Below are 23,211 nucleotides of genomic sequence, written 5' to 3'. Positions count from 1 at the left end.
AGCCCCACCGGGCAGCAGACACCGACGCCCCCATGATTTTGTTCGACTGGGCCGATGTAACTGCACCGAACAAAATCCACCTAAGTTGTTCGCCTCGGCCAAAAAAGCGACGTGAAGGTCAGGTTGAGGTGAGCGGGGCCAGCTGCCGGCTGAGCCGGAGGACGGCCTCGGCCATTCGGGAGTCGGTGACGGGACGGAAGGGCGCGACGGGACGAGCCTCGGGTCCGATGACCAGGCCGGTCCGCCCGTCCAGTGCGGCGTCGGCCGCCGCGAGGACCGACGACCGTGCGGCCAGTGACGCGGAGCCGGACGTGGCGCGTTCGAAGGTACGCCGGACCAGCGGCCAAAGCAGCCGCAGCCCCGGCGAGACGATCTTCGGCGACCGCATGGTGCCGTCGGTCATCGCGGTGGCCGCGCCACCGGGATCGGCCGCGAAAACCGAGATGCCCGTGCCTCGCAGCCGCTCCGCCAGATCCAGCGTGTAAGCGAGGTTGGCGAGCTTCGCTCGGCCGTACCAGTGAAAGCCGTAGTAGCCGCCCGGCGGCTCGGCGGCATCGAAGGAGCGTTTGGCCGTCCGGACCGCGCCCGAGGTGACATTCACGATCCGGCTCGGTCCTCCGGCCCGGAGCGGCTCCAGCAACAGTTCGGTCAGCAGGTACGGGGAAAGGTGGTTGACGGCGAACGACGCCTCGATCCCGTCCACCGTCTGCTGCCGATCTGCGAACATCGCCCCGACATTGTTGACCAGGACGTTCAGCGGGCCCTCTCCCGCGAGCCGGGCGGCCAGCCCCCGGACGGAGCCGAGCGATGCGAGGTCGGCGGCGACGAACCTCGCCCCCTGCCCTGTCGCCACCGCGTCGATTCTCTCGACCGCGCGAGCACCTCGCTCAGCGTTCCGGCCGATCACGGTCACCGCATGACCTGTCGCCGCCAGCCCCATCGCGGTCTCCAAGCCGATTCCTCCGGTCCCCGCCGTCACCACGGCCCGTTTGCCCATGGCCCCACCCTCCACTGGTCGAACGCTACCGGATAGTCATCCGCTTTAAGGCTCACACCGTAGCATAAATGGATGACTATCCGCTTAGCGGAGACGGGCGTGCGGCAACGAACTCCCAAGCTGCGGGTTCCAGGCTGCCGTCAACGCGAGGGGCGCAGGCCCTCAAGGAGGACGTCGAGGTAGATCTCGGCATGCTCGGTGTCGTTGCCACCGGAGCGGACCGCGTGCTCGATGCCGCAGAGCAGACGGCGGACATCGTCCGCCTCGATGCCCCGCCGGATGGCGCCCGCGCGGCGGGCACGGTCGAGCAGCTCCGCGACGGCACGGTCCAGCTCGACCTTCATCGCCGAGGTCTGCGCATCGGCGTCGCTGGCGGATTCGAGCACCGCTGCGAACCCGGCGTCGTCCAGCATGCGTCCGAGAGTGAAACGCAGAAGACGATGCAAACCCGAAAGGGCGTCCTCGTCGGCCGCCGCAGCCTGCGCCTCGTCGACGAGCTGCTGGAAGCGTTCCGCCAGCAGCGCCTCCAGCAGCGCGTGCCGGTTGGGGAAATGCCGGTACACGGTCCCGACGCCCACTCCCGCGAGCCGGGCGATGGTGTTCAGCATGAGCGAGTCGTCACCCATGGCCAACTGCTCGCGGGCGACCTTCAACACCCGTGCGCGGTTGCGTGCGGCGTCCGCGCGCAACGCCGTCCCCCGCTCAGCACTGGGTGTCACGGGCACAGCCTAACGGCTTGCCGGTCAAGCCGATTCGAGCGCGGGCCGGCGGTCAGTGCTTCATGAGAAGGCTGATCTGCGAGCCGAACTCCCGGAAACCGAGGGCTCGGGCGACTCGTCGCGACGGCTCCGGACGCGCTCTCCACTGCGGCAGCAACCCGTTGACCAGAGCGTCGGCCACCGCCGCCGAGGCTACCAAGCGAGCCAGGCCACGGCCGCGATACTTCGCGGCGGTCAAGACGGACAGCTGCGCCGCTGTATTCAACCATGGGCGATACCCGGCGGCGGAGATCATCGCGTTGTAGAGCCTGGCGTGATACCAGTGCTGGCGGCCCAGCTCGCCCTCGCGCAACTGGGCGGCGAGCTCGGCCAGCTGCGCCAGCCACTGCTGCGCCGTCGCCGGGACGGCCGACGTCGCGCCCGGCTCACCGGGCTCGCGGCGCACGGGGACGAAGCGGGTCTCCACGACGGTCTCGCGGACCACCTCGCGCACCGGCTCTGTGCGCACGACGCCGACGGCGATGTCGCGCTGCAACCTGGCCTCAGCGCTGCGCACCTCCCAGGCGCGGTTACAGCACGACTTGGAGCAGTAGGAGGCCGGGCGGCCGCGCCCGGAGTAGGGCACGCGCCGGCCGCACCAGCCGCACGAGCGGCCCAGCAGCCGCTCGCGGACCCGGTCTTTTCGTCCTGGACGCATCGTCACAAAAGTGATGATGCCTAGCACTGTCTCTCCTGTCGGTTCATTCTTTCTGACGCTGTGGTCTCTGGCCGGCCTGTTGATCCGCTGTGTTGCGCTCTGCCGTTCGTGGCCGTCGTCTCGGCGGTGTTCGTGTGTCTGTTCGTCGTGTCGTCGCCTGCTCCTTTGTGGTGCTGGTCTTCTGTGATCCCGGACCCCGGGCCGTCGCCGCGCGGGGCTCCTCGTCCTCCTGGCCCTCCTCGCCGACACCGGCGACGGAGGGGCCGATCCGCCCTCGGATCGATCAGTCCGACTTGTGTTCTAACTTGCTCCGCAGCGCGGCCCCTCGAACGCCCCGATCCGGCCCGATCTCGCTGCACCGTCGCAGGTCTGTAAGACGGCCTTATCCTCGTCGGTGAACGCCTTGGTGGTGCTTTCGTTCTTCTTCGTGGCGTCCATTTTCATTCCTACCCTTTTGGGGGTTTCTGGGATGTTTCCCACCGTAGAGAGGAGTCACCGCCCGGCGCTTCTTCGTTCCTGATCGGTCGTCAGCCGGTCCAGGACCGCACCCATGTAGTCGAGCGCCTGCCGGTCGGTCAGGCCCGGGTCCGCCGTGCGCCCGCCCACCGCGTACGGCACCAGCAAACGCGCGGCCATCGCGCCGAACTCGTTGCGCGACTCCAGGTAGGCCAGCATCCGCGCGGCCTCCTCCCGCAGGCCGAGCGCCGCCGTCATGGTGACGAACTCGATGCAGACCACGCTCGCCGCGACCACGTTGTCGGTGGCCACGAGCTCGTCGATGTAACCACGCAGCAACCTGTACGCGCGCGGGTGGTCCCCGCGCCGAAACGCCGTACGTGCCTGGACGGCCTTTCCCGCCGACAGCGAGCCCTCCGGCAGGTCGATCGTGGCCGCCTCGTCGAAGAACCGCTCGGCGTCGCCGGGGCGGCGCTGGAACGCGGCCGAGTAGGCCAGGGTCTGCAGTGCCCAGTGGTGGAGCGTCGGCGGCCCCTCCGCGCGGTAGCGGGCGGCCAGCACCGTGACCGCCTCATCCACCTGCGCGAAGCGGCCAATGCCGAGCAGCGTTCCGGCCGCGTTCAGTTGCAGGAACGCCGCCAGGTACGGCTCCCGCTCGCGCAGCCCGGCCGCCGCCGGCAGCAGCAGCTCCGCCAGGGCCTGCCCGTCGCCGCACACGTAGGCGGCGGCGTAGCGGGCCAGCGGGTGGTCCGGCGCGGCCAGGGCGACGAAGGCGGCCGGGTCGGCGGTCTGGGTGAGCCGCTCGGCCGCCCACAGCAGCCAGAACGCGCGCCGACCGGCCTGATCCGGCGGGAGCAGGGCCAGCAGGCGCTCGGCCCAGTCGCCGATCTCCTGGGTGCCGCGCAGCGTCAGCTCCGTCACCACCGGGCGAACCAGCGCGTCGGCCGTCGCCACGTCGCCGGCCGCGCACGCCCACCCGAACGCGGCGCGCAGGTTCGGCCACAGCTCGCGCAGCCGGGCCACGCCCTCCTCCTCCCGGGTGCTGCGCAGCAGCACGCCGATCTCGGCGACCTCGATGAGGCACCAGCGGGCGTGCCGTCCCGCGGCCTCCTCGGTCGGGCCCTGGGCGGCGGCGAACTGGCGGATCGGCTCCAGCAGCCGGAACCGCGGCCCGGGCACGGTCGCCACCATCGACCGCTCGACCAGGGTGCCCAGGAGGGCGTCGTCCCCGGTCACGGTGGCGGCCGCGGCCAGCGGGAAAGGGCCGCGGAAGACCGACAGGTCGCGCAGCGTCACGCGTTCGGCGTCGGTGAGCAGGTCGTGGGACCAGGCCAGGGCGGCGTGCAGGCTGCGGTGCCTGGGGGCGCCGGTCCTGCGCTCACCGGTCGCCGCGCCGGGGCGGGCCAGCAGGTCGCGGGGGCGGTGGCTGCGGACGCGGGCGGCGGCCAGTTCGATGGCCAGCGGGATGCCGTCCAGGTGGCGGCACAGGTCGGCCACGTCGGCGGCGTGCGCGAGGCGGTCGTAGCCGAGGTCGGTGGCGGACGCGCGGGTGTGGAACAGCTCGGCGGCGGCCCCCGGCGCCAGCGGGTCGACGGCCACCACCTGCTCGCCGTCCACGGCCAGCCGCTCCCGTGAGGTGGCCAGCACCCGTACGTGCGGGCATCCCCGGGCCACCGCCTGGACGAATCCGGCCGCGCCGTCCGGCACGTGCTCGCAGTTGTCCACCACCAGCAGCGCCGTACGGGAGGCCAGCGCGGCCACGACCGACTCGGTCAGGCCGCGGCCGGGCCGCTGCGCGACGCCGAGCGTGCCTGCCGCGACGCGGGGCACATCGGCGGCGTCGGTGATCTCCGACAGGTCCAGGAGCCAGGCGGCGCCACCGGTTCGCAGCGCCGCCGCCAGGGCCAGCCGCGTCTTGCCGATGCCGCCGGGCCCGACCAGGGTGACCACCGGCGACCCGGCGAGGGCGCCGACCACCGCCGCCAGGGCGTCGTCGCGGCCGATCAGCGGGCTCAGCCGCGGCGGCAGGTTGCCCTCCCGGGGCTCCTCCTCGCGCAGGATCCGCGCCTCCAGGTCGCGCAGCCGGGGGCCGGGCTCGATGCCGAGCTCGGCGACCAGGTGGCGGCGGGCCCGCTGGTAGGTGGCCAGGGCGTCGGCCCGCCGTCCGGACCGGGTCAGCGCGGTCATCAGCAGCGCCCACAGGCCCTCTCGGAGCGGGTGGCGGGTGACCAGGCCGGTCAGGGTGGCGGCGGCCCGGTGCGGGTCGCGGTCCACCTGGTGTTCCAGAGCCGACTCCAGGGCGCCGAGCCGCTCCTCCATCAGGCCGTGCACCGCTGCGGCCAGGCCCGGCGCGTCCACTCCGGCCAGCGGGTCGCCGGTCCACTCGGCGAGTGCCGCTTCCGCGTCGCCGTCGCGCAGGTGGGCGCGGAAACGGCCCACGTCGACGGCCTCGGCCGGCAGGTCAAGCCGGTAGGCGGCGCCGGCCCGACCGATCGCGGCGTGGCCCAGCGCCGCGCGCAGCCGGGCGACGTGCCACTGCAAGGTCTTGGCCACCGTACGGGGCGGCGCGTCGGCCCACACCTGCTCGATCAGCCGCGCGACTGGCACGGGCGCGCCGGGCGACAGGGCCAGGGCCGCCAGCAGGGTGCGCGTCCTGGCCGCGCCCACGTCGATCGGGTCGCCGTCGTCGGTCTCGGCGGTCACGCCGCCCAGCAGCCGGATCCGGACCACGGGCCGCCTCCTCGCCCGGCCAACCGCCGGCACACCGTTCGCACACCGTCCCCGGCCAGGGTGGGTGCCGCATCGATCGGACCATAGCGGACATCGCGGTCCTCATCGTCTTCAGTTGTCTTCGGAGTTTCGGAGTGAGCATGAGCAGACAGACGACGGCCCGGATCGTCGGGGGCCTCTTCATCACCGCGACCGTGGCGGGTGTGCTGAGCGCGGTGCTGCTGGCAGGGGACCGGTCGCGGGCCGGGGCGCTGCTGGTGGTAGTGATGGCCGCCGCCATCGCGATGATCCCGGCGGCGATCTTCCCGGTGCTGCGCGAACGCGGCGAGGGGGTGGCCGTCGGGTACGTCGTGGCGCGCACGCTGGAGGTCGTGCTGCTGCTCCCGTCGGCGCTCGGGCCGCTCGTCGCCGCGTCCGGCGGAGATGCCTCGTGGTCCGGCACGTACGGCACCTGGGGTTATCCGGTCAGCTCCCTGTTCTTCTGCCTGGCCGTGGTGCTGCTCAACGGGGCGCTGTGGCGGGGCGCGCTGGTGCCGCGGCTGATCTCCGGATGGGCGCTGGCCGCGGTGGTGCCGTACGCGGTGGACGCTCTGCTCGTGCTCTTCGGGGTGGTCGAGGTGTCCGCGCCGGCGCACGCCGTGCTGATCGCGCCGCTGTCGGTCAGCGAGATGGTGCTGGCGTCGTGGCTGCTCATCAAGGGCTTCAACAGGTGATTTGGGCGTTGCGTGAGTTTTTCCGCTGATGATCACAGGAGCGCTCCTGTCGTTGGCCACGACATCAGGGGGTCGCAGTGGCGCTGCACGAGGTGAAGGCCGCCGAGCCGGTCGACGACGTGGTCGACCTGTTCGCCGGCCCGGTCGGCACCCGGCCACTGCCGAAGGACCGGATGCCCGCCAGGCCGTCCCGCCCCGAAGCCGTCTATCTGGCCATCCACTAGGAGCTCGCGCTGGACGGCGACGCCGCGCAAACAGCTCTGGCCCATGATCGACTCCGGGCGCGCCGGGCGATCACGAGCCAGGTTCTGACCATCTCCGCAGGTCTACGCTTCGCCGGAGGTCAGGCCGGCCGGACAGGCAACGCCCGTTCCGCCGATGCCGCAGTAGCCGTTGCGGTTCTTGTATCGGAGTCGGGGCGACGGTGAGCGCCGCGAGAGCCGGGGAAGACCAGAACTGGGGCGGCAAGCTGCCGCTCGCTCGATCCATGACGTTAGGTTAAGCCGGATCGCCTCGGCGCGGCCGTATTCGTGACACGAATAGAGCCACTACTGGCAGTGCTGGGCTGTTCAGCGCGTGTGCCGTCCTTCGTGATGATCGCGTCATGCATCGCTTACCACTCCGGGCAGCCAACCGATTACTGACGGCGCTGGAAGATCTCGGCATCGCGGCTGACGTTCACGAGGGCTACGGGATCGCGCTGGTATCGGTCTGGACCGATGGCGCGTCCTTCCCCTGGTGGCTGTCGGAACTGATCCGCGAGGCACTTTCGGAGATTCCCTCAAGGCGAAACGCAAACTCGGCGCCCTAAAGGTCCGTACTCATTCCCATCCCTCGCTTTGATCAGACGCTGCGACCGGCTTCGGTCTCAGGCTTGGGCGGCTATCCGCCCGCGTGGATGTGGCGAGATCTGGGTCGCCCAATCAATGGGCGCGATCTGACGACTGCTCGCGCGGTGCAGGCCCGGCCGCTGGAACCGTCAGAGTGACGCGCAGGCCGCCATCCGGGCGGGGAGCGGCGGTGATCGCACCGTCGTGCACGGCGGCGATCGACGAGACGATCGCCAGTCCCAGCCCGAACCCGTCCGACGTGGTGCGATCGTGCAGGCGCTGGAACGGCTCGAACAGGGCGTCGACGCGATCCGCGGGAACGTCCGGTCCTGTGTTGGTCACCGAAAGCGTGACCCGCTCGTCCATCGCGGAGGTGGTGAGCCAGATGTCGCCGCCGGGCACGTTGTAGCGGATCGCGTTGTCGACCAGGTTGGCGACGAGCCGTTCCAGCAGCACGGGGTCACCCCACGTCACCACCGGCTCCAGCGTCGCGTGCAGGTTCCGGTCGCCGAGCCGGATGTCGTCGAGGACGTCCTCGGCCACGGTGGCCAGGTCGACCTTCTCCCGGACGCTCAGCCCGCGCTCGTTCCGCGCCAGGGTGAGCAGGGCCCCCACGACCGCCTCGGCCTGGTCGACGGCGACCCGGACGTCCCGGCCCATGCTCAGCAGCTCCGCCTCCGTGGGTGCCCGCTTGCCGAGGACGACGTCGACGGTGGCGCGCATGACGGTCAGTGGCGTACGCAGCTCGTGGCTGGCGTTGGCGATGAACCGCCGCTGGCTCTCGAACGCGGCCTGCAGGCGGCCGAGCATGTCGTCGAAGGTGTCGGCCAGCTCGTGCAGCTCGTCGCGCGGGCCGGTCAGCGACACCCGCGCCGACAGGTTGTGCTCGGACGCGGCGCGCGCCGCCGCGGTGATGCGGTGGACCGGGCGCAGCACCCGCCCGGCGACGATCCACCCGGCGAGCGCGGCGAGGAGGATGACCACCACGAGGGTGATCAGCGAGTACCGCAGCAGGTGTGACAGGGTCGCCTCGCGCTGGCCCGCCGCGCCGGCCACGACGCCTTCCAGGTAGGCCAGGTCGCACTTGGCCTGAAGCGCGGGATCGGCGTCCACGCGGAGGGCCTGCCTGCAGTATGTGAGGAACTGCTCGGCATTGTCCGCCGGGCGCGTCCCCGTGCCTTGGATCTCGGGAAGCCCGGCCACGAGGAAGTAGGTGATGGCGACAACGATCGCCCCGCACGCCGCGAACAGGCCGGTGTAGAGCAGCGTGAGGCGGACCCGGATGGTGAGGCGCGGCCGGGTCACAGCCGGTAACCCCGTCCGACGACGGTCTCGATCACCGGCGGCGGACCGAGTTTGCGGCGTAACCGGGTCATCGTGACCGAGACGATGTTGCTGAACGGGTCGGCGTTGGCGTCCCAGACGTGCTCCAGCAGCTCCTCGGTGCTGACCACGCCGCCGTCGGCGGCCATGAGCATCTCCAGGATCCCGAACTCCTTACGGGTGAGCGACAACGCGCGGGTGCCACGGCTGACCCGGTGGCGGGCCCGGTCCACGACCAGGTCGCCGCGGCGGACGATCGGCGGCGCGGACGGCGCGCGGCGGCCGAGCGCGCGCACCCGGGCGACCAACTCGTGAAACGCGAACGGCTTGCCCAGGTAGTCATCGGCGCCCAGCTCCAGCCCGTCGACCCGATCGTCGACCCCGGCCGCCGCGGTGAGCATCAGGATGCAGGCCCTGCCACCGGCCAGCGACCGGCACACCTGGTCGCCGTGAACCCCGGGCAGGTCCCGGTCGAGCACGATCACGTCGTACGCCGTGGCGGCCGCCTCGACCATGGCGGCCGCTCCGTCGGTGACCACGTCGACCGCCATCCCGGCGTCTCGGAGCCCTTCGGCGATCCGATGGGCCAGCGTGACGTGATCCTCGACCACCAGGACTCGCATGAGGTCATTCTGCGTCGCCGGGCATGACATCGGTCCGACATCGGACGTAGCGGTGCTGTCACCGGCCGCGGCGTAGACCTCGACAGCATGAGACCAATTCTCGTGATCCCCGTCCTGCTGTGCGGGCTGGCGGTCGCCGCCTGCACCAAGGCCCCCGAGGGCACCGGTATCGCCTCGGCGACCAGCGGCACCGCAAGCGCGCGCCCGTCCGCATCCCCGGCCGGCGATCCGGCCGCCTACGTGAAGTGCATGCGGGAGCACGGCCAGACCATGCCGGATCTCGGCCCGAACGAACCTCTCAGGCTCATCCCGCCGAGCGGCGAGCAAGCACGCGCGTGGCGAACCGCCCACCAGGCGTGCCTGCGCTTCCTACCGGAGGGGATGCGGGAGAACGGCCCCCCGCCAGAGGAACTGGAGCAGCTCCGGGCCTTCGCCGTGTGCATGCGCGCCCACGACGTCGAGATGAGCGATCCCGACCCAGCCGACGGAAACATGGTGATCAAGGGCCGATTCGCGAACGTCACCCGGGCCCAGCTCGACAGCGACCCGGTCTACAAGGCGGCCATCGAGGCCTGCAAGGACAAGCTGCCCCAGGAACAGAAGGAGGGGAAGTGAACCGGCCGACCCGGACGGCGCTGGTGGGCGGGTCGGCTCTGCTGGCGATCGTGGTGGTGACGGCCGCCGCGATCGGCTTCGGCGGGAAGAGCCCGTCCACCTCGTCGAGCACCACCAGGGCACTACCCGCCACCGCTCCGGTCACCCGGACCACCTTGACCCGGAGCCAGCAGGTGAACGGGGTGCTGGGCTACGGGGCGTCGGTGACCGTCGCCGGACGCGGCTCCGGCACCCTCACCTGGCTACCGCGCCTCGGCGCCACGATCAAACGCGGCCGGTCGGTCTACCGGGCGGACGACGACCCGGTGCCGCTGTTCTACGGCAGGCTTCCGCTCTACCGGCAGCTGCGCATCGGTGACGCCGGCAGGGACGTCGAGGAGGTGGAGCGTAACCTGGCCGCCCTCGGCTACCCGGGTCTGACCGTGGACCACCGGTACACCTGGGCCACGGCGGTCGCCGTACGCCGGTGGCAGAAGGATCTCGGGCTTACCCAGACAGGTGTCTTCGACCCGGCGTCCGTGGTGATCGCGCCCGGCGCGATACGGGTGGCGTCACTCACCGGGCGGCTCGGCACCCCCGGAAGCGGGCCGATCCTCGCCTACACCCGCACCACGAAGGTGGTCAGCATCGCCCTGGACGTGGCGCTGCAAACCCTGGTCAGGCGGGGGCTGCCCGCGACGGTCGAACTCCCGGACGGCAAGACCGCCAAGGGCAGGATCGCCGAGGTGGGCACCGTGGCCACCCCCGGGCCGGATGAGCAGCGCCCCGCGACGATCGACGTGACCGTGACCCTCCGGGACCAGTCGAAGATCGGCCGGCTGGACCGGGCCCCGGTCGTCGTCAGCCTGGTGTCGGACAGCGTGCGCGACGTGCTCACGGTCCCCGTCGCGGCGCTGGCCGTGCTCGCCGAGGGCGGTTACGGTCTGCAGGTGGTGACCGGCTCCACCAGCCGGTACGTGCCCGTGCGTCTGGGCATGTTCGGCGACGGCCGGGTGGAGGTCAGCGGTGACGGCATCACCGAGGGCACCCGCGTGGGGGTGCCCGAATGATCGTCCTCAGCGGAGTGGGCAAGACCTACCCGGGCGGCTTCCAGGCGCTGCGCGACGTCTCGCTGACGATCGACGCCGGCGAGCTGGTCGGCGTCGTCGGCCCGTCCGGATCGGGCAAGTCGACGATGCTCCATCTCATCGGGGCGCTGGACCTGCCGACCAACGGGACGGTGACGATCGCCGGAACCGACGTGTCCCGGCTGCCGGACCGGAGGCTCTCGGCGCTGCGGGGGCGCACCGTCGGCTTCGTGTTCCAGCAGTTCCACCTCGCGGCGGGCGTACCGGCGGTGGACAACGTGGCCGACGGCCTGCTCTACGCCGGCGTCCGGCTGCGCGAGCGACGCCGCCGGGCGACCGTCACCCTGGAGCGGCTGGGACTGGGCGACCGGCTGGACCACCGCCCGCACGAGCTCTCCGGCGGGGAGAAGCAACGGGTGGCCATCGCCCGCGCGGTGGTGGGCGATCCGCCCGTGCTGCTCGCCGACGAGCCGACCGGCAACCTCGACTCCGCCTCGGGCGCGGAGGTGATGCGGCTGCTGCGGGACCTTCACTCCACCGGCACCACCGTCGTGGTGATCACCCATGACCGGGACCTCGCCGCAGGGCTGCACCGCCTGGTGCACGTACGCGACGGGCAGGTGGTCGCATGACCGCGCCGTCGCATCTTTCACCCGCGGACGCCTTCCGGGTCGGCGCCGCCGGTCTGCGCGCCCGGCCACTGCGGGTGTTCCTGTCCGCGCTCGGCATCGCGCTCGGCATCGCCGCGATGGTGTGCGTGGTCGGCATCGCGAGCTCCAGCCGGGAGAGCCTCAACCGGCAGCTCGCCGCACTCGGCACGAACCTGCTGCGGGTGTCCCCCGGGCACACCCTCCACGGCGACCAGTCGCACCTGCCGGAGGAGTCGGTGGCGATGATAGGCCGGATCGGCCCGGTGCTCTCGGTGACGGCCACAGGGACGCTGACCAGCGCCAACGTGTACCGGAGTGACCGTGTCCCACCGGGCGAGACGGGCAACCTGACGGTGATGGCCGCTCGGGCCGACCTGCTCGGCACAGTGGGCGCGAGCGTGGCCAACGGGACGTGGCTCAACGCGGCCACCGTGCGGTACCCCGCCGTGGTGCTCGGGGCCTCGGCGGCCAAGCGGCTCGGCGTCGTCAGGGCCACCCCGGACGTGAAGGTATGGCTGGGCGGCCAGTGGTTCACCGTCGTCGGCGTCCTGCGCCCGGTCGTCCTCGCGCCGGAACTGGACTTCGCCGCCCTGGTCGGCTGGCATGCGGCGAAGTCCACCCTGCGCTTCGACGGGTATCCGACCACCGTCTACACCCGTACGCGGGACGACGCCGTACTGGCGGTGAAGGCTGTCCTGGGCGCCACCGCCAACCCGGAGAACCCGAACGAGGTGGACGTGTCGCGGCCGTCGGACGCGCTCGCGGCCAAGCAGGCCACGGACACGGCCTTGACCGGGCTGCTGCTCGGCCTCGGCGCGGTGGCCTTGCTGGTCGGCGGCGTGGGCGTAGCGAACACGATGGTCATCTCGGTGCTCGAACGGCGCGCGGAGATCGGCCTGCGCCGGTCGCTGGGCGCCACCCGGGGACATATCAGGATCCAGTTCCTCGCCGAATCCCTGCTGCTGTCGGCGCTCGGTGGCGTCGGCGGCGCACTGCTGGGGATCGCCGTGACGGGGGCGTACGCGACGTACCAGAACTGGCCCGCGGTGGTGCCCGCGTGGGCCGGCGTCGGCGGCGTGGTCGCCACGCTGGTGATCGGCGGTTTCGCCGGCATCTACCCGGCCTGGCGCGCCGCCCGCCTCTCCCCCACCGAGGCCCTTGCCGCCCCCTGACCACATCCTCTGAACAGCCCAAACGCCCCGAAGCTTGATCGCTCCGGGGCGCTTTGTGTTGGCCCTGACGGAGGGTCACGGGGCGGCAAGGGCCTCGGGGGGAGAGGCGGGCGGCGTCCAGCACGATCCGCGCGCGGATCGCCTGCTGGTAGGGGCTGGTGCGAGAGTAGGCCACGGTCTCCAGCCGCCGGCGTTCATCTCGTACGGCTTCAAGCACAAGCAGGGGCGAAACAAGAAGGGCACTGAGGCCGCAGTAGTCGGTGGCCGCCCGCGGAGGTTCACTGTCGATTCACCGGAGAAGGAGGAGCGTGGCGGGCCCGGTGCCGCCGCACCGCGTCCCGGTTGGCACAGCGCGGCGAGCAGTAGCGTTGCCGGCCGCTCCGCGAGACGTCCGCGTAAACCAGCCCGCAGCCGTCGCGCGCGCAGCGCGCCAGCCGCGACATGCCGCGCCCCGTCAGATGCAGGGCGGTGCCCACCGCGACCAGCGCGCGCAGCACGCCGCCGAGCGACAGGCCCGCGTCGCGATAGTGCAGGTGCCAGCCGGTTCCGGCGTGGTCAGTGACGCGGGGATACGCCGCCGAGGTGGCCAGCAGGTCGTTGAGCAGCGCGACCCGTGCGCGCTCGTCGCGGATGTCGACGATCTCGCACCACTGCTCGGCCAGGTTGAGCGCGGCAGCTAGATCCGCCTCCCCCGGGGGGCGGTCGATGACGAGGCCGGCGTCCGCGCACCGTTTCACCAGGTCGTCGAGGGATGCGGGCGGGAAGTTGGTCAGGTCCGCCATCAGAAGGACCGCGTCCGCCCCGTAAGGGTTGAGATGCACAATGCCATTACAGCACGCTGGACCCATGAACGATCACGACGGACATGACTGGCACACCCGCTCCCACCACCACACCAGCGAAGGGCTGGTGCGCTACCAGACCTGCCGCTGCGGCACCTGGCGGGTGCTGTGCGGGGCCCTTAACCCGCCCGCCGCGGCGGTGGTGGCGTGGAGCGCCCGGCGGAGCGCACCGTCCGGCCAGGCGCGCCGCTGACCGGCGCATTCTTTTCAACCTGGCCGCGGACCCCCGGCAGTAGGAGCGATGCGTGGCGGGTGCGGGCCACCTCCAGCGCTGCCGGTGTGACTCCTCACAGATGTGTCCGCGCGGCGTCTCCTTGGTGGCTTCTGTCGGCCCCACGGGGCGCGTGGGGCCGTGCGTGCTCGGACCGGCCGGAGAGCCGTAGCCGGGCACGCAGACCGATCAGCGCACCCGGCGGACCCCGCAGCGAACCGACTTTAACCCTGTAATGAAACTCCTCGCCGAAAACGACACCGGTCCCAAATCGACACCGGATGGACCGGGCCGACCTGGGCCAAGTTTCGGCTGTCTTCGCAGGTCTACGCGTCGCCGGAGGTCAGTCTCACGGGGCACGCAACCCCGGTCCCGCCGATGGCGCAGCGGCACCTTCGGCGCCTCGCTCAGAGCCGCCCAGGCAAATGGACGGTGACGGTAGGACCTTGCCGCAGGGACAGAGTCAACATGCCGGGGAGAGGAGCCAGGGTGTGGCGGATCGGTCAACTGGCGCACATGGTCGGCGTGTCCGAACGGACCCTGCGCCATTACGACAAGATCGGGCTACTGGCTCCCGCCGCGGTGGACCGATCCACCGGCTATCGCTGGTACGGCGTGGCCGAGCTGTCACGGCTGGAACGCATCCGCGGCTTGCAACGCCTGGGCCTGCCGTTACGCCGGATCGCCGATCTGCTGGACGCTCCCGAGGCGCAGCTGCGACAAGCCCTGGCCGAGATCGTGACGGGCATCAAGCGTGACATCGCCGCTTTGGCCGCCACTGCGGCTCATGCCGAGGACCACCTCGCCACGCCGATGTCGATCCTGCCCCAGCAGACCGCGATGAGATCACGCCGCCTACGCGTACGCCGGCTGCACCTCGATCATCCATCCGAGCTCGCCGCCCTATGCCCGGCACCGCCGGCGACCCTGCTGACCTGGCTGCGCGGGCAGCCGACCGGCGGGTTCACGGCGGCGGTGACCACCGATCGCGACAGCGAGCAGCTCACCCTGCCCGCTCGATCCGTCGTGCGAGCCGTCGTTCCGCCCTCCGCAGACGTGGTCCGCGCCGGGCAGGACCTGTTCGGCTGGTTGCACCGCCACCACCTGGCCATCACCGGCCCCACCGTGGAAGAACACCTCGTCGACGCCGACGGAGCCCACGCCGTCGTCCTTGAAGTATCCGTACACCCCCAACGACACACCCCCTCGGCCTGACCGCTCCTCACACGTCTCCCACCCACCGAACCGGGGCCGGACGGCAGGACGGCTCACGCCCAGAAGTTGAGCGTGAGCCGTACAGCGGAGCGCTGTGGAGCTACTCCTCGGTCGGGACCAGACCGGTCTGGCAGGCGCCCCACTGAGACGGGTCACCTAGCTTGACGTTGGTGCCGCCGATGCCGCAGTAGCCGCCGGGGTTCTTGTAGAGGTACTGCTGGTGATATTGCTCGGCGAAGTGGTAGTCGCCGGCGGGGGCGATCTCGGTGGTGATGGCGCCGTAGCCGGAGTCGGTGAGGACCTTCTGGTAGGCGTCACGCGAGGTCAGGGCGGCCTTCTCCTGCTCGGGTGAGTGGAAGTAGATCGCCGAGCGGTACTGCGTGCCGACGTCGTTGCCCTGGCGCATGCCCTGGGTGGGGTTGTGCGACTCCCAGAAGACGCGCAGCAGTTCCTCGTAGGACACCCGGGCCGGGTCGAAGACGACGCGGACGAGTTCGGTGTGACCGGTCTGGCCGGTGCAGACCTCCTCGTAGGTCGGGTTCGGGGTGTAGCCGCCCCCGTAGCCGACGGAGGTGGAGACCACACCCGGGGTCTGCCAGAAAATGCGCTCGGCGCCCCAGAAACAGCCGAGGCCGAAGTCCGCGATCTCACTCCCCTCGGGGTACGGCGGAGCCAGCGGGGCGTCGAGAACCTCATGACGCCCGGGCACCGCCATCCTGGTGGCACGGCCCGGCAGCGCGTTCTCCGGGGACACCATGGAAGTCTTGTCCTTGCCGAACAGCCAGCCCATTGCGAACCTCCTCCTGACACGTTCTCACCAGGAAGCAACCGAGGGCGGCTCCCCCGTGTTCCCACAAGTGTTTCTTAACTGATCGAAAAGCACAGCTAAATTGTGTTAAATCGAGTAAGGAGTAAAGATAGGGGTCATGCCTGAAACACGCCGTGGAGTTCTCTACGGGATCGCCGCCTACGCAATGTGGGGCCTGTTCCCGCTCTACTGGCCGCTCTTGAAGCCCTCCGGCGCCCTGGAGATCCTGGCCCACCGCATCGCCTGGTCCCTGGTCGCCGTCGTCGCCATCCTGGCGGTGCGACGCCACTGGTCCTGGTTCCGCGAGCTGCTGCGCACCCCGAGAAAGATCGGCCTTCTCGTCCTGGCCGCGGTGCTCGTCACGATCAACTGGGGCGTCTACATCTACGCCGTCAACACCGGGCACGTGGTCGAGAGCGCGCTCGGCTACTTCATCAACCCCCTGGTCAGCGTGCTCTTCGGCGTCCTGATACTGAAGGAGCGGCTGCGGCCGTGGCAGTGGGCCGCGGTGGGGCTGGGCACGGTGGCGGTGGTCATGCTGACCGTGGACTACGGGCGGCCGCCGTGGATCGCACTGGCGCTGGCCGCCAGTTTCGGCACCTACGGCCTGGTCAAGAAGATCGCCGGGGTGGGTGCGGCGGAGAGCATGACGATCGAGACGCTGGTGCTGCTGCTGCCCGCGCTGGGCTACCTGGCCTACCTGGGACAGCAGGGGACGAGCACGTTCGGCAACTGGGGGGCGGGCCACGCGCTCCTGCTGGCCGGAGCGGGTGTGGTCACCGCCGTTCCAATGCTCTGCTTCACCGCCGCCACGCTTCGGGTACCTCTCACCACGATCGGCCTGCTGCAGTACATCGCCCCGATCCTGCAGTTCCTGTGCGGGGTGGTCGTCATGCGCGAGGTCATGCCGCCCAGCCGCTGGGTGGGGTTCGCCATCATCTGGCTGGCGCTGTCGGTCTTCACCTGGGACAGTCTCAGGACGGCCGCTCAGGTCCGCCGCGCGATGCCCAAGCAGGTAGCCGTACAGAACGCCTCATAAGCCTCAGGAGCCGCGTACGGCGAGGACCAGGGGGGTGAAGACCGGGTCGACGCCCGCCTGCTCCAGCGCGGCGCTCAGGGAGCGCTCGTAGGTGGGCGTGGCACCGGCCAGGCGGATGCGCCCCTCGTCGGTGATCACCGAGTAGACGCCGCGCCGGTCGTCCGAGCAGAGGTTGCGCCGGGTCATCCCGGCCCCTTCGAGACGGGCGACAAGGCGGGTCACCGAGCTCTGGTTGAGCCCCACCGCCTCGGCGAGTTCCTGCATGCGCATGGAGCCGTCGGGGACGGCGGCGAGCTGGATCAGTGCGCGGTACTCCGACAACCCCAGGCCGTGACCGCGCTGGAGTGCCTTGGCCAACTCCGCCTCCACGCGTGCGTGCAAGAGGGCGAAACGGTCCCACGACATGGTGATTCCTCCTGGAGTGTGCTATCCGGCAGGAGTCTACATGCACATACATTATTTGCTTTGCCCTGCAAGTAATATCGTGGAAGAAACACGAAAAACCCGGCTCGGCGCTGTCGCCGGGCCGGGCTGGGTCCTGTCCTGGACCGGCGCTCAGCCGGAGCGCTCGACGACGTAGTCGCAGAGGGCCAGGTAGGCGGCGCGGGCCGGGATGTCGGGAAGGCCCGCGAGGTCCTCGCGGGCACGGTCGACCCAGTCGAGCAGCTCGGCGCGGGCATGTCCCATGGCGGGGTCGGCGCGGAGCAGACGCAGGGCCTCCTCGATGTCCTCCTCGGCCACCGGACCGGCCAGCAACTCGCGCAGCCGGACGCTCTCGGGGTTGTCCGACGCCAGGACGTAGAGCACGGGCAGGGTCCGGATGCCCTCGCGCAGGTCGGTGCCCGGCGTCTTGCCCGACTCGGCCGTCTCCGAGGCGACGTCCAGCAGGTCGTCGCCGAGCTGCCAGGCGACCCCGATGGCCTCGCAGGCCCGGGTCAGTCGCTCGACCACCTCGGGCGTGGCACCGCTGAGCATGGCGCCGAACCGGCCGGAGGTGGCGATCAGCGAGCCGGTCTTGTCGGCCAGCACCCCGATGTAGTGGGCCACCGGGTCCTCGCCGGAGCGGGGGCCGATGGTCTCGCGGATCTGGCCGCGGACCAGCCGGGAGAACGTCTGCGCCTGGATCCTGATGACGTCGGAGCCAAGGTCGGCGAGGATCTCCGAGGCCTGGGCGAACAGGTAGTCGCCGGTCAGGATGGCCACGGTGTTGTCCCAGCGGGCGTTGGCCGACGGAGAGCCCCGGCGGACCGGGGCCTCGTCCATCACGTCGTCGTGGTAGAGCGTCGCCAGGTGGGTCAGCTCGATCACCACGGCCCCGGGCACCACTCCCGCCGCCGCGGGTGAACCGAACTGGGCGGCGAGCAGGACCAGCATGGCCCGGAACCTCTTGCCGCCCGCCTCGATGAGGTGCTTGGACGCCTCCGTGACGAAGGCGTCCTCACTCTCCACCGAGGATCGCAGCAGTTTCTCGACCTCGGCCAGTCCGGTAGCGAGGTCCTGCGCCAACCGTTCGTCGACGAACGGAAGATCAACAACCGGTGGCGCAGCCATGAACCGTTACTCCTCTAGCGAATGAACAGCGCGGACGCAGCCTGATCCGCGAGATCGAGCACCGGCTGCGGGAAAACCCCTAGCACTACCGTAGCCGCTGCCGCGAGGGCGACCACAGCCGAGGTGCCCACCGTGGGCGTCGCGATGGACGGTCCGTCGACGGCGGGCTCGTTGAAGAACATCAGCACGATCACCCGGACGTAGAAGAACGCGGCGATCGCCGAGCTGACCACACCCACGATGACCAGCGGCAGCGCGTCTCCGGCGACCGCCGCCGAGAAAACGGCGTACTTGCCGAAGAAGCCGCTCGTGAGCGGAATGCCGGCGAAGGCCAGCAGGAAGAAGGCGAAAATACCCGCGAGAACGGGGGAACGCTTGCCCAGACCGGCCCAGCGGGACAGATGCCCGGCCTCGCCTCCCGCGTCACGGACCATGGTGACGACCGCGAAGGCGCCGACCGTGGTGAAGCCGTACGCGGCCAGGTAGAACAGGATGGCCGACAGGGCGTGCTTGTTCTGCTCGGCGGCGCCGATCGCGACGACGCCGGTGAGCAGGAAGCCCGCGTGCGCGATCGAGGAGTAGGCGAGCATCCGCTTGATCTCGGTCTGGGTGATGGCCAGGATCGCACCGACGATCATCGTCAGGATCGCGATGCCCCACATGACCGGCTTCCAGTCCCACTCCAGGCCGCCCAGGGCGACCCAGAAGACCCTCAGCACCGCGCCGAAGGCCGCCACGAGCACCGTGGAGGCCATCAGAGCGGTGACCGCGGTGGGCGCGCCCTGGTAGACGTCGGGCTTCCACGCCTGGAACGGCGCGGCTCCGACCTTGAAGAGCAAGCCGACACCGAGCAGCGCGAGGCCGAGCAGCAGCAGCGTCTCCTGACCGCTGACCTTGGTGAGCGCGGCGCTGATGACCTTCAGGTCCACCGACCCGGCGTAGCCGTAGACCAGGGCCATGCCGTACAGGAAGAAGGCCGAGGAGAACGCGCCGAGCAGGAAGTACTTGACCGAGGCCTCCTGCGAGAGCAGGCGGCGGTGGCGGGCCAGACCGCAGAGCAGATACAGCGGCAGGGACATGACCTCAAGGCCGACGAACATGGCCAGCAGGTCGTTGGCGGAGGCGAAGAGCAGCATGCCGCCGACCGAGAACAGCAGCAGCGGGTAGACCTCGGTCTGGGCGTGTCCGCTGAGGATCGCCTCCTCCTCGTCCGGGCTTCCCGGTACCGCCGCCGCCTGCGCGACGAACTGGTCCTCGTCGTTGATCAGGAGCGTGCTGACCAGCGCCAGGATGAGGATGATGCCCCAGATGAACAGGGAGGGGCCGTCCACCGCGATCGAACCCATGGCCGTCGGCGCGTCCGGCAGGCCGTTGAGGGCGGACAGGACGGTCATGACGAACCCGCCGAGCAGGGCGAGCAGCGTGAGCGGCATCTGGATCGACTTGCGCAGGTAGCGGGGCGCGAACGCCTCGACCAGCACCCCGATGATCGCCGCACCGAACACCAGCAGCATCGGCGAGAGCAGCGCGTACTCGATTGTCGGGGCTTGGATGGTGCCGTTCACTGGCCGGCCCCCTTCTTCTCTGCCACGGCGGGCGTGAACGGTTCGATGTGGACGCTGGAGATCGTCTTGTCGACCGCGGGATTGATCACGTCAAGCACCGGCTTGGGGAAGAAGCCCATGGCGATGATCACCGCGATCAGCGGGCCCATCACCCAGATCTCGCGCCAGTTGAGGTCGGGCATGACGTGGGCCGACTCCTTCGAGGGGCCGGTCATCGTGCGCTGGTACATCCACAGGATGTAGACGGCCGCCAGGACGACGCCGCTCGTCGCGATGATCGCCGCGACCGGGTAGCGCTCGAAGGTGCCGATCAGGACCATGAACTCGCTGACGAACGTGGACAGTCCCGGCAGGGAGAGCCCGGACAGGCCGGCGATCAGGAAGGTGCCGGCCAGCAGCGGGGCGACCTTCTGCACGCCTCCGTAGTCGGCGATCTGGCTGGAACCCCGGCGGTAGATCAGGAAACCGGCGACCAGGAAGAGCGCGCCGGTCGAGAAGCCGTGGTTGACCATGTAGAGGGTGGCGCCCGCGCCCGCGTCCCTGGTCATCGCGAAGACGCCCAGCGCGATGAAGCCGAAGTGCGAGATCGAGGTGTAGGCGATCAGGCGCTTCATGTCGGTCTGGCCGATGGCCACGATCGCGCCGTAGACGATGCCCACCACCGCCAGCACGATCACCAGCGGGGTGAAGAACTTCGACGCGTCCGGGAAGAGCTCCAGGCAGAAGCGGAGCATGCCGTACGTGCCGACCTTGTCCAGCACGCCCACCAGCAGCACCGCGGCGCCGGCCGGGGCCTGCGCGGCGGCGTCGGGCAGCCAGGTGTGGAACGGCCAGAGCGGCGCCTTGACCGCGAACGCGATGAAGAAGCCCGCGAAGAGCCACTTCTGCGTGGTCGGGTCCTGGATGACGCCGATCAGCTGGGGGAACATGAAGGTGCCCTTGCCGGCGATCACGTAGAGCGCGATCACCGCGACCAGCATGAGCAGGCCGCCGAAGAGCGAGTACAGCAGGAACTTCACGGCCGCGTAGGACCGCTGGGCTCCGCCGTACGACCCGATCATGAAGTACATCGGGATGAGCATGGCTTCGAAGAAGACGTAGAAGAGGAAGACGTCGGTCGCCGCGAAGACGCCGATCATCATCGCTTCCAGCACCAGCAGCAGCGCGAAGTAGGTCTTCACCGAGCGCTTGGGCGGAGCCGCGGCCCCGGTTCCGTCGGCGTCGTGCCAGGAGGCGAGGATCACGATCGGCACGAGCACCGCCGACAGCGCGATCAGCACCAGGGCGATGCCGTCCACGCCGACGCCGTAGTGGACGCCGAACCGCGGGATCCAGTCGTAGACCTCGGCGAACTGGAAGCGCGTCTCGGAGGCCGGTTCGAACAGGTACGCGAGGGCGCCGGTGAGCGCCAGCACGACCAGTGAGACCGCCAGCGCCAGCTGCTTCGCGAGCTTGTCACTCTTGACAAGGGAGACACCCACCGCGCCCAGAACGGGCACGGCAATCAGGGTCGAGAGCCAGGGCATCACATGTTCCCTACGTAGAGCAGCGCGCCAACGACCACGGCGGCACCGAAGAGGATGGACAACGCGTAGGACCGTACGTAGCCGGTCTGGATGCGGCGCAGCCGCCCGGAGGTCCCGCCGATCCCCGCCGCCAGGCCGTTGACCAGGCCGTCGATGCCGCGGTTGTCGAAGAACACCGCGAACCGGGCCAGCCACTGGCCGGGGCGCATGAACAGCGCCTCGTTCAGAGCGTCGCCGTACAGGTCACGGCGGGCGAAGGTGGTGAGGAACGAGCCGCGCGGGGCGAGCCGGGGCACCTCGGCGGCACCGTAGCGGAACCAGGCGTAGACGACGCCGACGGCGACCAGCGCGAGCGTGGTCAGACCGGGGACGCTGAAGGGGTGGAATCCGGGCAGGTGCTCGGGCAGGCCGACCGCCGGGGCGAGGAATCTCATGAGCCGGTTGTCCAGGATCAGGAAGGCGCCCAGGAAGACCGAACCGATCGACAGCAGGATCAGCGGCACGGTCATCACGGAGGGCGACTCGTGCGGGTGCGCGTCGTCGGCCCAGCGCCGCTTGCCGAAGAAGGTCATGAAGACCATCCGCGACATGTAGAAGCCGGTGATGCCGGCACCGACGACCGCGAGCCAGCCGAGGATCTGGTTGTGCTCCATGGCCGTCTCGATGATGCCGTCCTTGGTGAAGTAACCGGACAGCAGCGGGAACCCGATGATCGCGAGATAGCCGATCATGAAGGTGGCCGCGGTGACCTTCATCACCGAGAACAGGCCACCGTACTTGCGCATGTCGACCTCGTCGTTCATGGCGTGCATGACCGAGCCCGCCCCGAGGAACATGTTGGCCTTGAAGAAGCCGTGCGCGATCAGGTGCGCGATGGCGAAGGCGTAGCCCACCGGGCCGAGGCCCGCGCCGAGCATCATGTAGCCGATCTGCGACATCGTCGAACCGGCGAGGCCCTTCTTGATGTCGTCCTTGGCGCAACCGATGATCGCACCGGCGAGCAGGGTGGCCACACCGACGATCGTCACGACGAGCTGCGCGGTCGGGGCGGCCTCGAAGAACGCGCCGGAGCGGACGACCAGGTAGACGCCCGCGGTGACCATGGTCGCGGCGTGGATGAGTGCCGAGACCGGGGTCGGGCCCTCCATCGCGTCCAGCAGCCACGACTGCAGCGGCAGCTGGGCCGACTTGCCGCAGGCACCGAGGAGCAGCAGCAGGCCGACCGCGGTGATCGTGCCCTGGGAGGCCGCGCCGGAGGAGATCGCTCCGCCGACCGCCCCTCCGGTGAGCTCGTTGAAGGCGACCGAGCCGAACGTCGTCCAGATCGTGAAGATCGCGATCAGCAGGCCGAAGTCGCCGACGCGGTTGACGATGAACGCCTTCTTGGCCGCGGCCGCCGCCGTGGGCTTGAACTGCCAGAAACCGATCAGCAGGTACGAGGCGAGGCCCACCCCCTCCCAGCCGACGAACAGGACGACGTAGTTGTCGGCCAGCACCAGCAGGAGCATCGCGGCGACGAACAGGTTCAGATACGCGAAGAACCGGCGCCGGCCCGGGTCGTGCGACATGTAGCCGATCGAGTAGATGTGGATCAGCGATCCCACACCGGTGATCAGCAGGGCGAAGCTGATCGACAGCGGGTCGATCAGCAGCCCCATGTCGGCGAGGCCGGGGATGAACTCGTAGAGCCTGACCCCCTGGCGACGCTGGGCATCGGGCAGCCCGAGCAGCTGGACGAAGGCGGCGACCGCCACCGCGAACGCGCCCAGGGACATCGCGACACCGAGGAGGTGACCCCAGCGGTCGGTGCGGCGCCCGAACAGCAGCAGGATCGCGGCACCGAGCAGCGGGAGCGCGACCAT

Annotated in this window: 23 protein-coding genes; 10 read left to right on the top strand and 13 right to left on the bottom strand. The window is 70.2% G+C overall.

All coding sequences use genetic code 11. From position 1 onward, the window contains the following. Window positions 1-118: 118 nt before the first annotated feature. The 4 genes from ABZU75_RS06210 to ABZU75_RS06195 all read right to left on the bottom strand — a co-directional run bounded on the left by ABZU75_RS06210 (window position 119) and on the right by ABZU75_RS06195 (window position 5,599). Window positions 119-997 carry an SDR family NAD(P)-dependent oxidoreductase gene (locus ABZU75_RS06210; RefSeq protein ID WP_355550044.1) on the bottom strand — a complete coding sequence of 293 codons (879 nt, stop codon included), beginning with the start codon at window positions 995-997 and terminating at the stop codon, window positions 119-121. Between the two features lie 140 nt (window positions 998-1,137). Then, window positions 1,138-1,716: a helix-turn-helix domain-containing protein gene (locus ABZU75_RS06205; RefSeq protein WP_355550042.1), complete on the bottom strand. Its 579-nt coding sequence runs from the start codon at window positions 1,714-1,716 to the stop codon at window positions 1,138-1,140. A gap of 52 nt (window positions 1,717-1,768) precedes the next feature. Continuing rightward, entirely contained in the window at window positions 1,769-2,413 is a 645-nt protein-coding gene (locus ABZU75_RS06200) for a GNAT family N-acetyltransferase (RefSeq protein WP_355550153.1), read from the bottom strand. Between the two features lie 492 nt (window positions 2,414-2,905). Continuing rightward, window positions 2,906-5,599 (bottom strand): BTAD domain-containing putative transcriptional regulator, encoded by a 2,694-nt coding sequence (locus ABZU75_RS06195; RefSeq protein ID WP_355550040.1) that lies wholly within the window; start codon window positions 5,597-5,599, stop codon window positions 2,906-2,908. Between the two features lie 140 nt (window positions 5,600-5,739). Between ABZU75_RS06195 and ABZU75_RS06190 the strand changes: the two genes are divergently transcribed. The 3 genes from ABZU75_RS06190 to ABZU75_RS06180 all read left to right on the top strand — a co-directional run bounded on the left by ABZU75_RS06190 (window position 5,740) and on the right by ABZU75_RS06180 (window position 7,123). Continuing rightward, window positions 5,740-6,312, top strand: coding sequence for a DUF4386 family protein (locus tag ABZU75_RS06190; RefSeq protein WP_355550038.1), 573 nt, complete (start codon window positions 5,740-5,742; stop codon window positions 6,310-6,312). A 77-nt stretch (window positions 6,313-6,389) separates the two neighbouring features. Next, a complete protein-coding gene (locus ABZU75_RS06185; RefSeq protein WP_355550036.1) occupies window positions 6,390-6,536 on the top strand; it encodes a hypothetical protein in 147 nt (48 codons plus the stop codon). 380 nt (window positions 6,537-6,916) lie between these two features. Then, a complete protein-coding gene (locus tag ABZU75_RS06180) occupies window positions 6,917-7,123 on the top strand; it encodes a hypothetical protein (protein ID WP_355550034.1) in 207 nt (68 codons plus the stop codon). A 112-nt stretch (window positions 7,124-7,235) separates the two neighbouring features. Here the strand turns inward: ABZU75_RS06180 and ABZU75_RS06175 are convergent, their stop codons facing one another. Together ABZU75_RS06175 and ABZU75_RS06170 are read right to left on the bottom strand one after the other, a co-directional pair. Further along, on the bottom strand, window positions 7,236-8,447 hold the full coding sequence (locus tag ABZU75_RS06175; RefSeq protein WP_355550032.1) for a HAMP domain-containing sensor histidine kinase: 1,212 nt from the start codon (window positions 8,445-8,447) through the stop codon (window positions 7,236-7,238). Continuing rightward, window positions 8,444-9,088, bottom strand: a complete 645-nt coding sequence (locus ABZU75_RS06170) for a response regulator transcription factor (protein ID WP_355550030.1) — start codon at window positions 9,086-9,088, stop codon at window positions 8,444-8,446. The genes ABZU75_RS06175 and ABZU75_RS06170 overlap by 4 nt, the downstream gene beginning before the upstream one ends. Window positions 9,089-9,175: 87 nt before the next feature. On the opposite strand from ABZU75_RS06170, the gene ABZU75_RS06165 reads away from it, so the two are divergent. Genes ABZU75_RS06165 through ABZU75_RS06150 form a run of 4 tightly spaced genes read left to right on the top strand, consistent with a single transcriptional unit; the run spans window position 9,176 to window position 12,592 of the window. After that, window positions 9,176-9,703, top strand: coding sequence for a hypothetical protein (locus ABZU75_RS06165; RefSeq protein ID WP_355550028.1), 528 nt, complete (start codon window positions 9,176-9,178; stop codon window positions 9,701-9,703). After that, window positions 9,700-10,752, top strand: coding sequence for a peptidoglycan-binding domain-containing protein (locus ABZU75_RS06160; RefSeq protein WP_355550026.1), 1,053 nt, complete (start codon window positions 9,700-9,702; stop codon window positions 10,750-10,752). The genes ABZU75_RS06165 and ABZU75_RS06160 overlap by 4 nt, the downstream gene beginning before the upstream one ends. Continuing rightward, window positions 10,749-11,402 carry an ABC transporter ATP-binding protein gene (locus tag ABZU75_RS06155; RefSeq protein ID WP_355550024.1) on the top strand — a complete coding sequence of 218 codons (654 nt, stop codon included), beginning with the start codon at window positions 10,749-10,751 and terminating at the stop codon, window positions 11,400-11,402. Before ABZU75_RS06160 ends, ABZU75_RS06155 begins: the two co-directional genes overlap by 4 nt. Further along, a complete protein-coding gene (locus ABZU75_RS06150) occupies window positions 11,399-12,592 on the top strand; it encodes an ABC transporter permease (protein WP_355550022.1) in 1,194 nt (397 codons plus the stop codon). The genes ABZU75_RS06155 and ABZU75_RS06150 overlap by 4 nt, the downstream gene beginning before the upstream one ends. Window positions 12,593-12,870: 278 nt before the next feature. Here the strand turns inward: ABZU75_RS06150 and ABZU75_RS06145 are convergent, their stop codons facing one another. Next, window positions 12,871-13,413 carry a CGNR zinc finger domain-containing protein gene (locus tag ABZU75_RS06145; protein ID WP_355550020.1) on the bottom strand — a complete coding sequence of 181 codons (543 nt, stop codon included), beginning with the start codon at window positions 13,411-13,413 and terminating at the stop codon, window positions 12,871-12,873. A gap of 25 nt (window positions 13,414-13,438) precedes the next feature. Here ABZU75_RS06145 and ABZU75_RS06140 point away from each other — a divergent pair, with 25 nt between their 5' ends. Together ABZU75_RS06140 and ABZU75_RS06135 are read left to right on the top strand one after the other, a co-directional pair. Further along, on the top strand, window positions 13,439-13,627 hold the full coding sequence (locus tag ABZU75_RS06140; RefSeq protein ID WP_355550018.1) for a hypothetical protein: 189 nt from the start codon (window positions 13,439-13,441) through the stop codon (window positions 13,625-13,627). 507 nt (window positions 13,628-14,134) lie between these two features. Continuing rightward, a complete protein-coding gene (locus ABZU75_RS06135) occupies window positions 14,135-14,860 on the top strand; it encodes a MerR family transcriptional regulator (RefSeq protein WP_355550016.1) in 726 nt (241 codons plus the stop codon). 100 nt (window positions 14,861-14,960) lie between these two features. Here ABZU75_RS06135 and msrA read toward each other — a convergent pair whose 3' ends face one another. After that, window positions 14,961-15,650, bottom strand: a complete 690-nt coding sequence (msrA, locus tag ABZU75_RS06130; RefSeq protein WP_355550014.1) for a peptide-methionine (S)-S-oxide reductase MsrA — start codon at window positions 15,648-15,650, stop codon at window positions 14,961-14,963. A gap of 136 nt (window positions 15,651-15,786) precedes the next feature. Here msrA and rarD point away from each other — a divergent pair, with 136 nt between their 5' ends. Further along, entirely contained in the window at window positions 15,787-16,707 is a 921-nt protein-coding gene (gene rarD, locus ABZU75_RS06125; RefSeq protein ID WP_355550012.1) for an EamA family transporter RarD, read from the top strand. Between the two features lie 3 nt (window positions 16,708-16,710). On the opposite strand, the gene ABZU75_RS06120 is transcribed toward rarD, so the two are convergent. The 5 genes from ABZU75_RS06120 to nuoL all read right to left on the bottom strand — a co-directional run bounded on the left by ABZU75_RS06120 (window position 16,711) and on the right by nuoL (window position 23,211). Next, the gene (locus ABZU75_RS06120; RefSeq protein WP_355550010.1) at window positions 16,711-17,112 is read right to left on the bottom strand and encodes a MarR family transcriptional regulator; all 402 of its coding nucleotides are present in this window, start codon (window positions 17,110-17,112) and stop codon (window positions 16,711-16,713) included. Between the two features lie 150 nt (window positions 17,113-17,262). Continuing rightward, entirely contained in the window at window positions 17,263-18,258 is a 996-nt protein-coding gene (locus ABZU75_RS06115) for a polyprenyl synthetase family protein (protein WP_355550008.1), read from the bottom strand. 14 nt (window positions 18,259-18,272) lie between these two features. Next, entirely contained in the window at window positions 18,273-19,772 is a 1,500-nt protein-coding gene (gene nuoN / locus ABZU75_RS06110) for an NADH-quinone oxidoreductase subunit NuoN (protein WP_355550151.1), read from the bottom strand. 47 nt (window positions 19,773-19,819) lie between these two features. Then, the gene (locus tag ABZU75_RS06105; RefSeq protein WP_355550006.1) at window positions 19,820-21,349 is read right to left on the bottom strand and encodes an NADH-quinone oxidoreductase subunit M; all 1,530 of its coding nucleotides are present in this window, start codon (window positions 21,347-21,349) and stop codon (window positions 19,820-19,822) included. Further along, window positions 21,349-23,211 (bottom strand): NADH-quinone oxidoreductase subunit L, encoded by a 1,863-nt coding sequence (gene nuoL, locus ABZU75_RS06100; protein WP_355550149.1) that lies wholly within the window; start codon window positions 23,209-23,211, stop codon window positions 21,349-21,351. Before nuoL ends, ABZU75_RS06105 begins: the two co-directional genes overlap by 1 nt.

Origin of the sequence: Streptosporangium sp. NPDC005286, from assembly GCF_040607515.1 — a bacterium.
Taxonomy (GTDB): domain Bacteria; phylum Actinomycetota; class Actinomycetes; order Streptosporangiales; family Streptosporangiaceae; genus Streptosporangium.
This window is presented reverse-complemented; position numbering and strand designations above follow the sequence as displayed.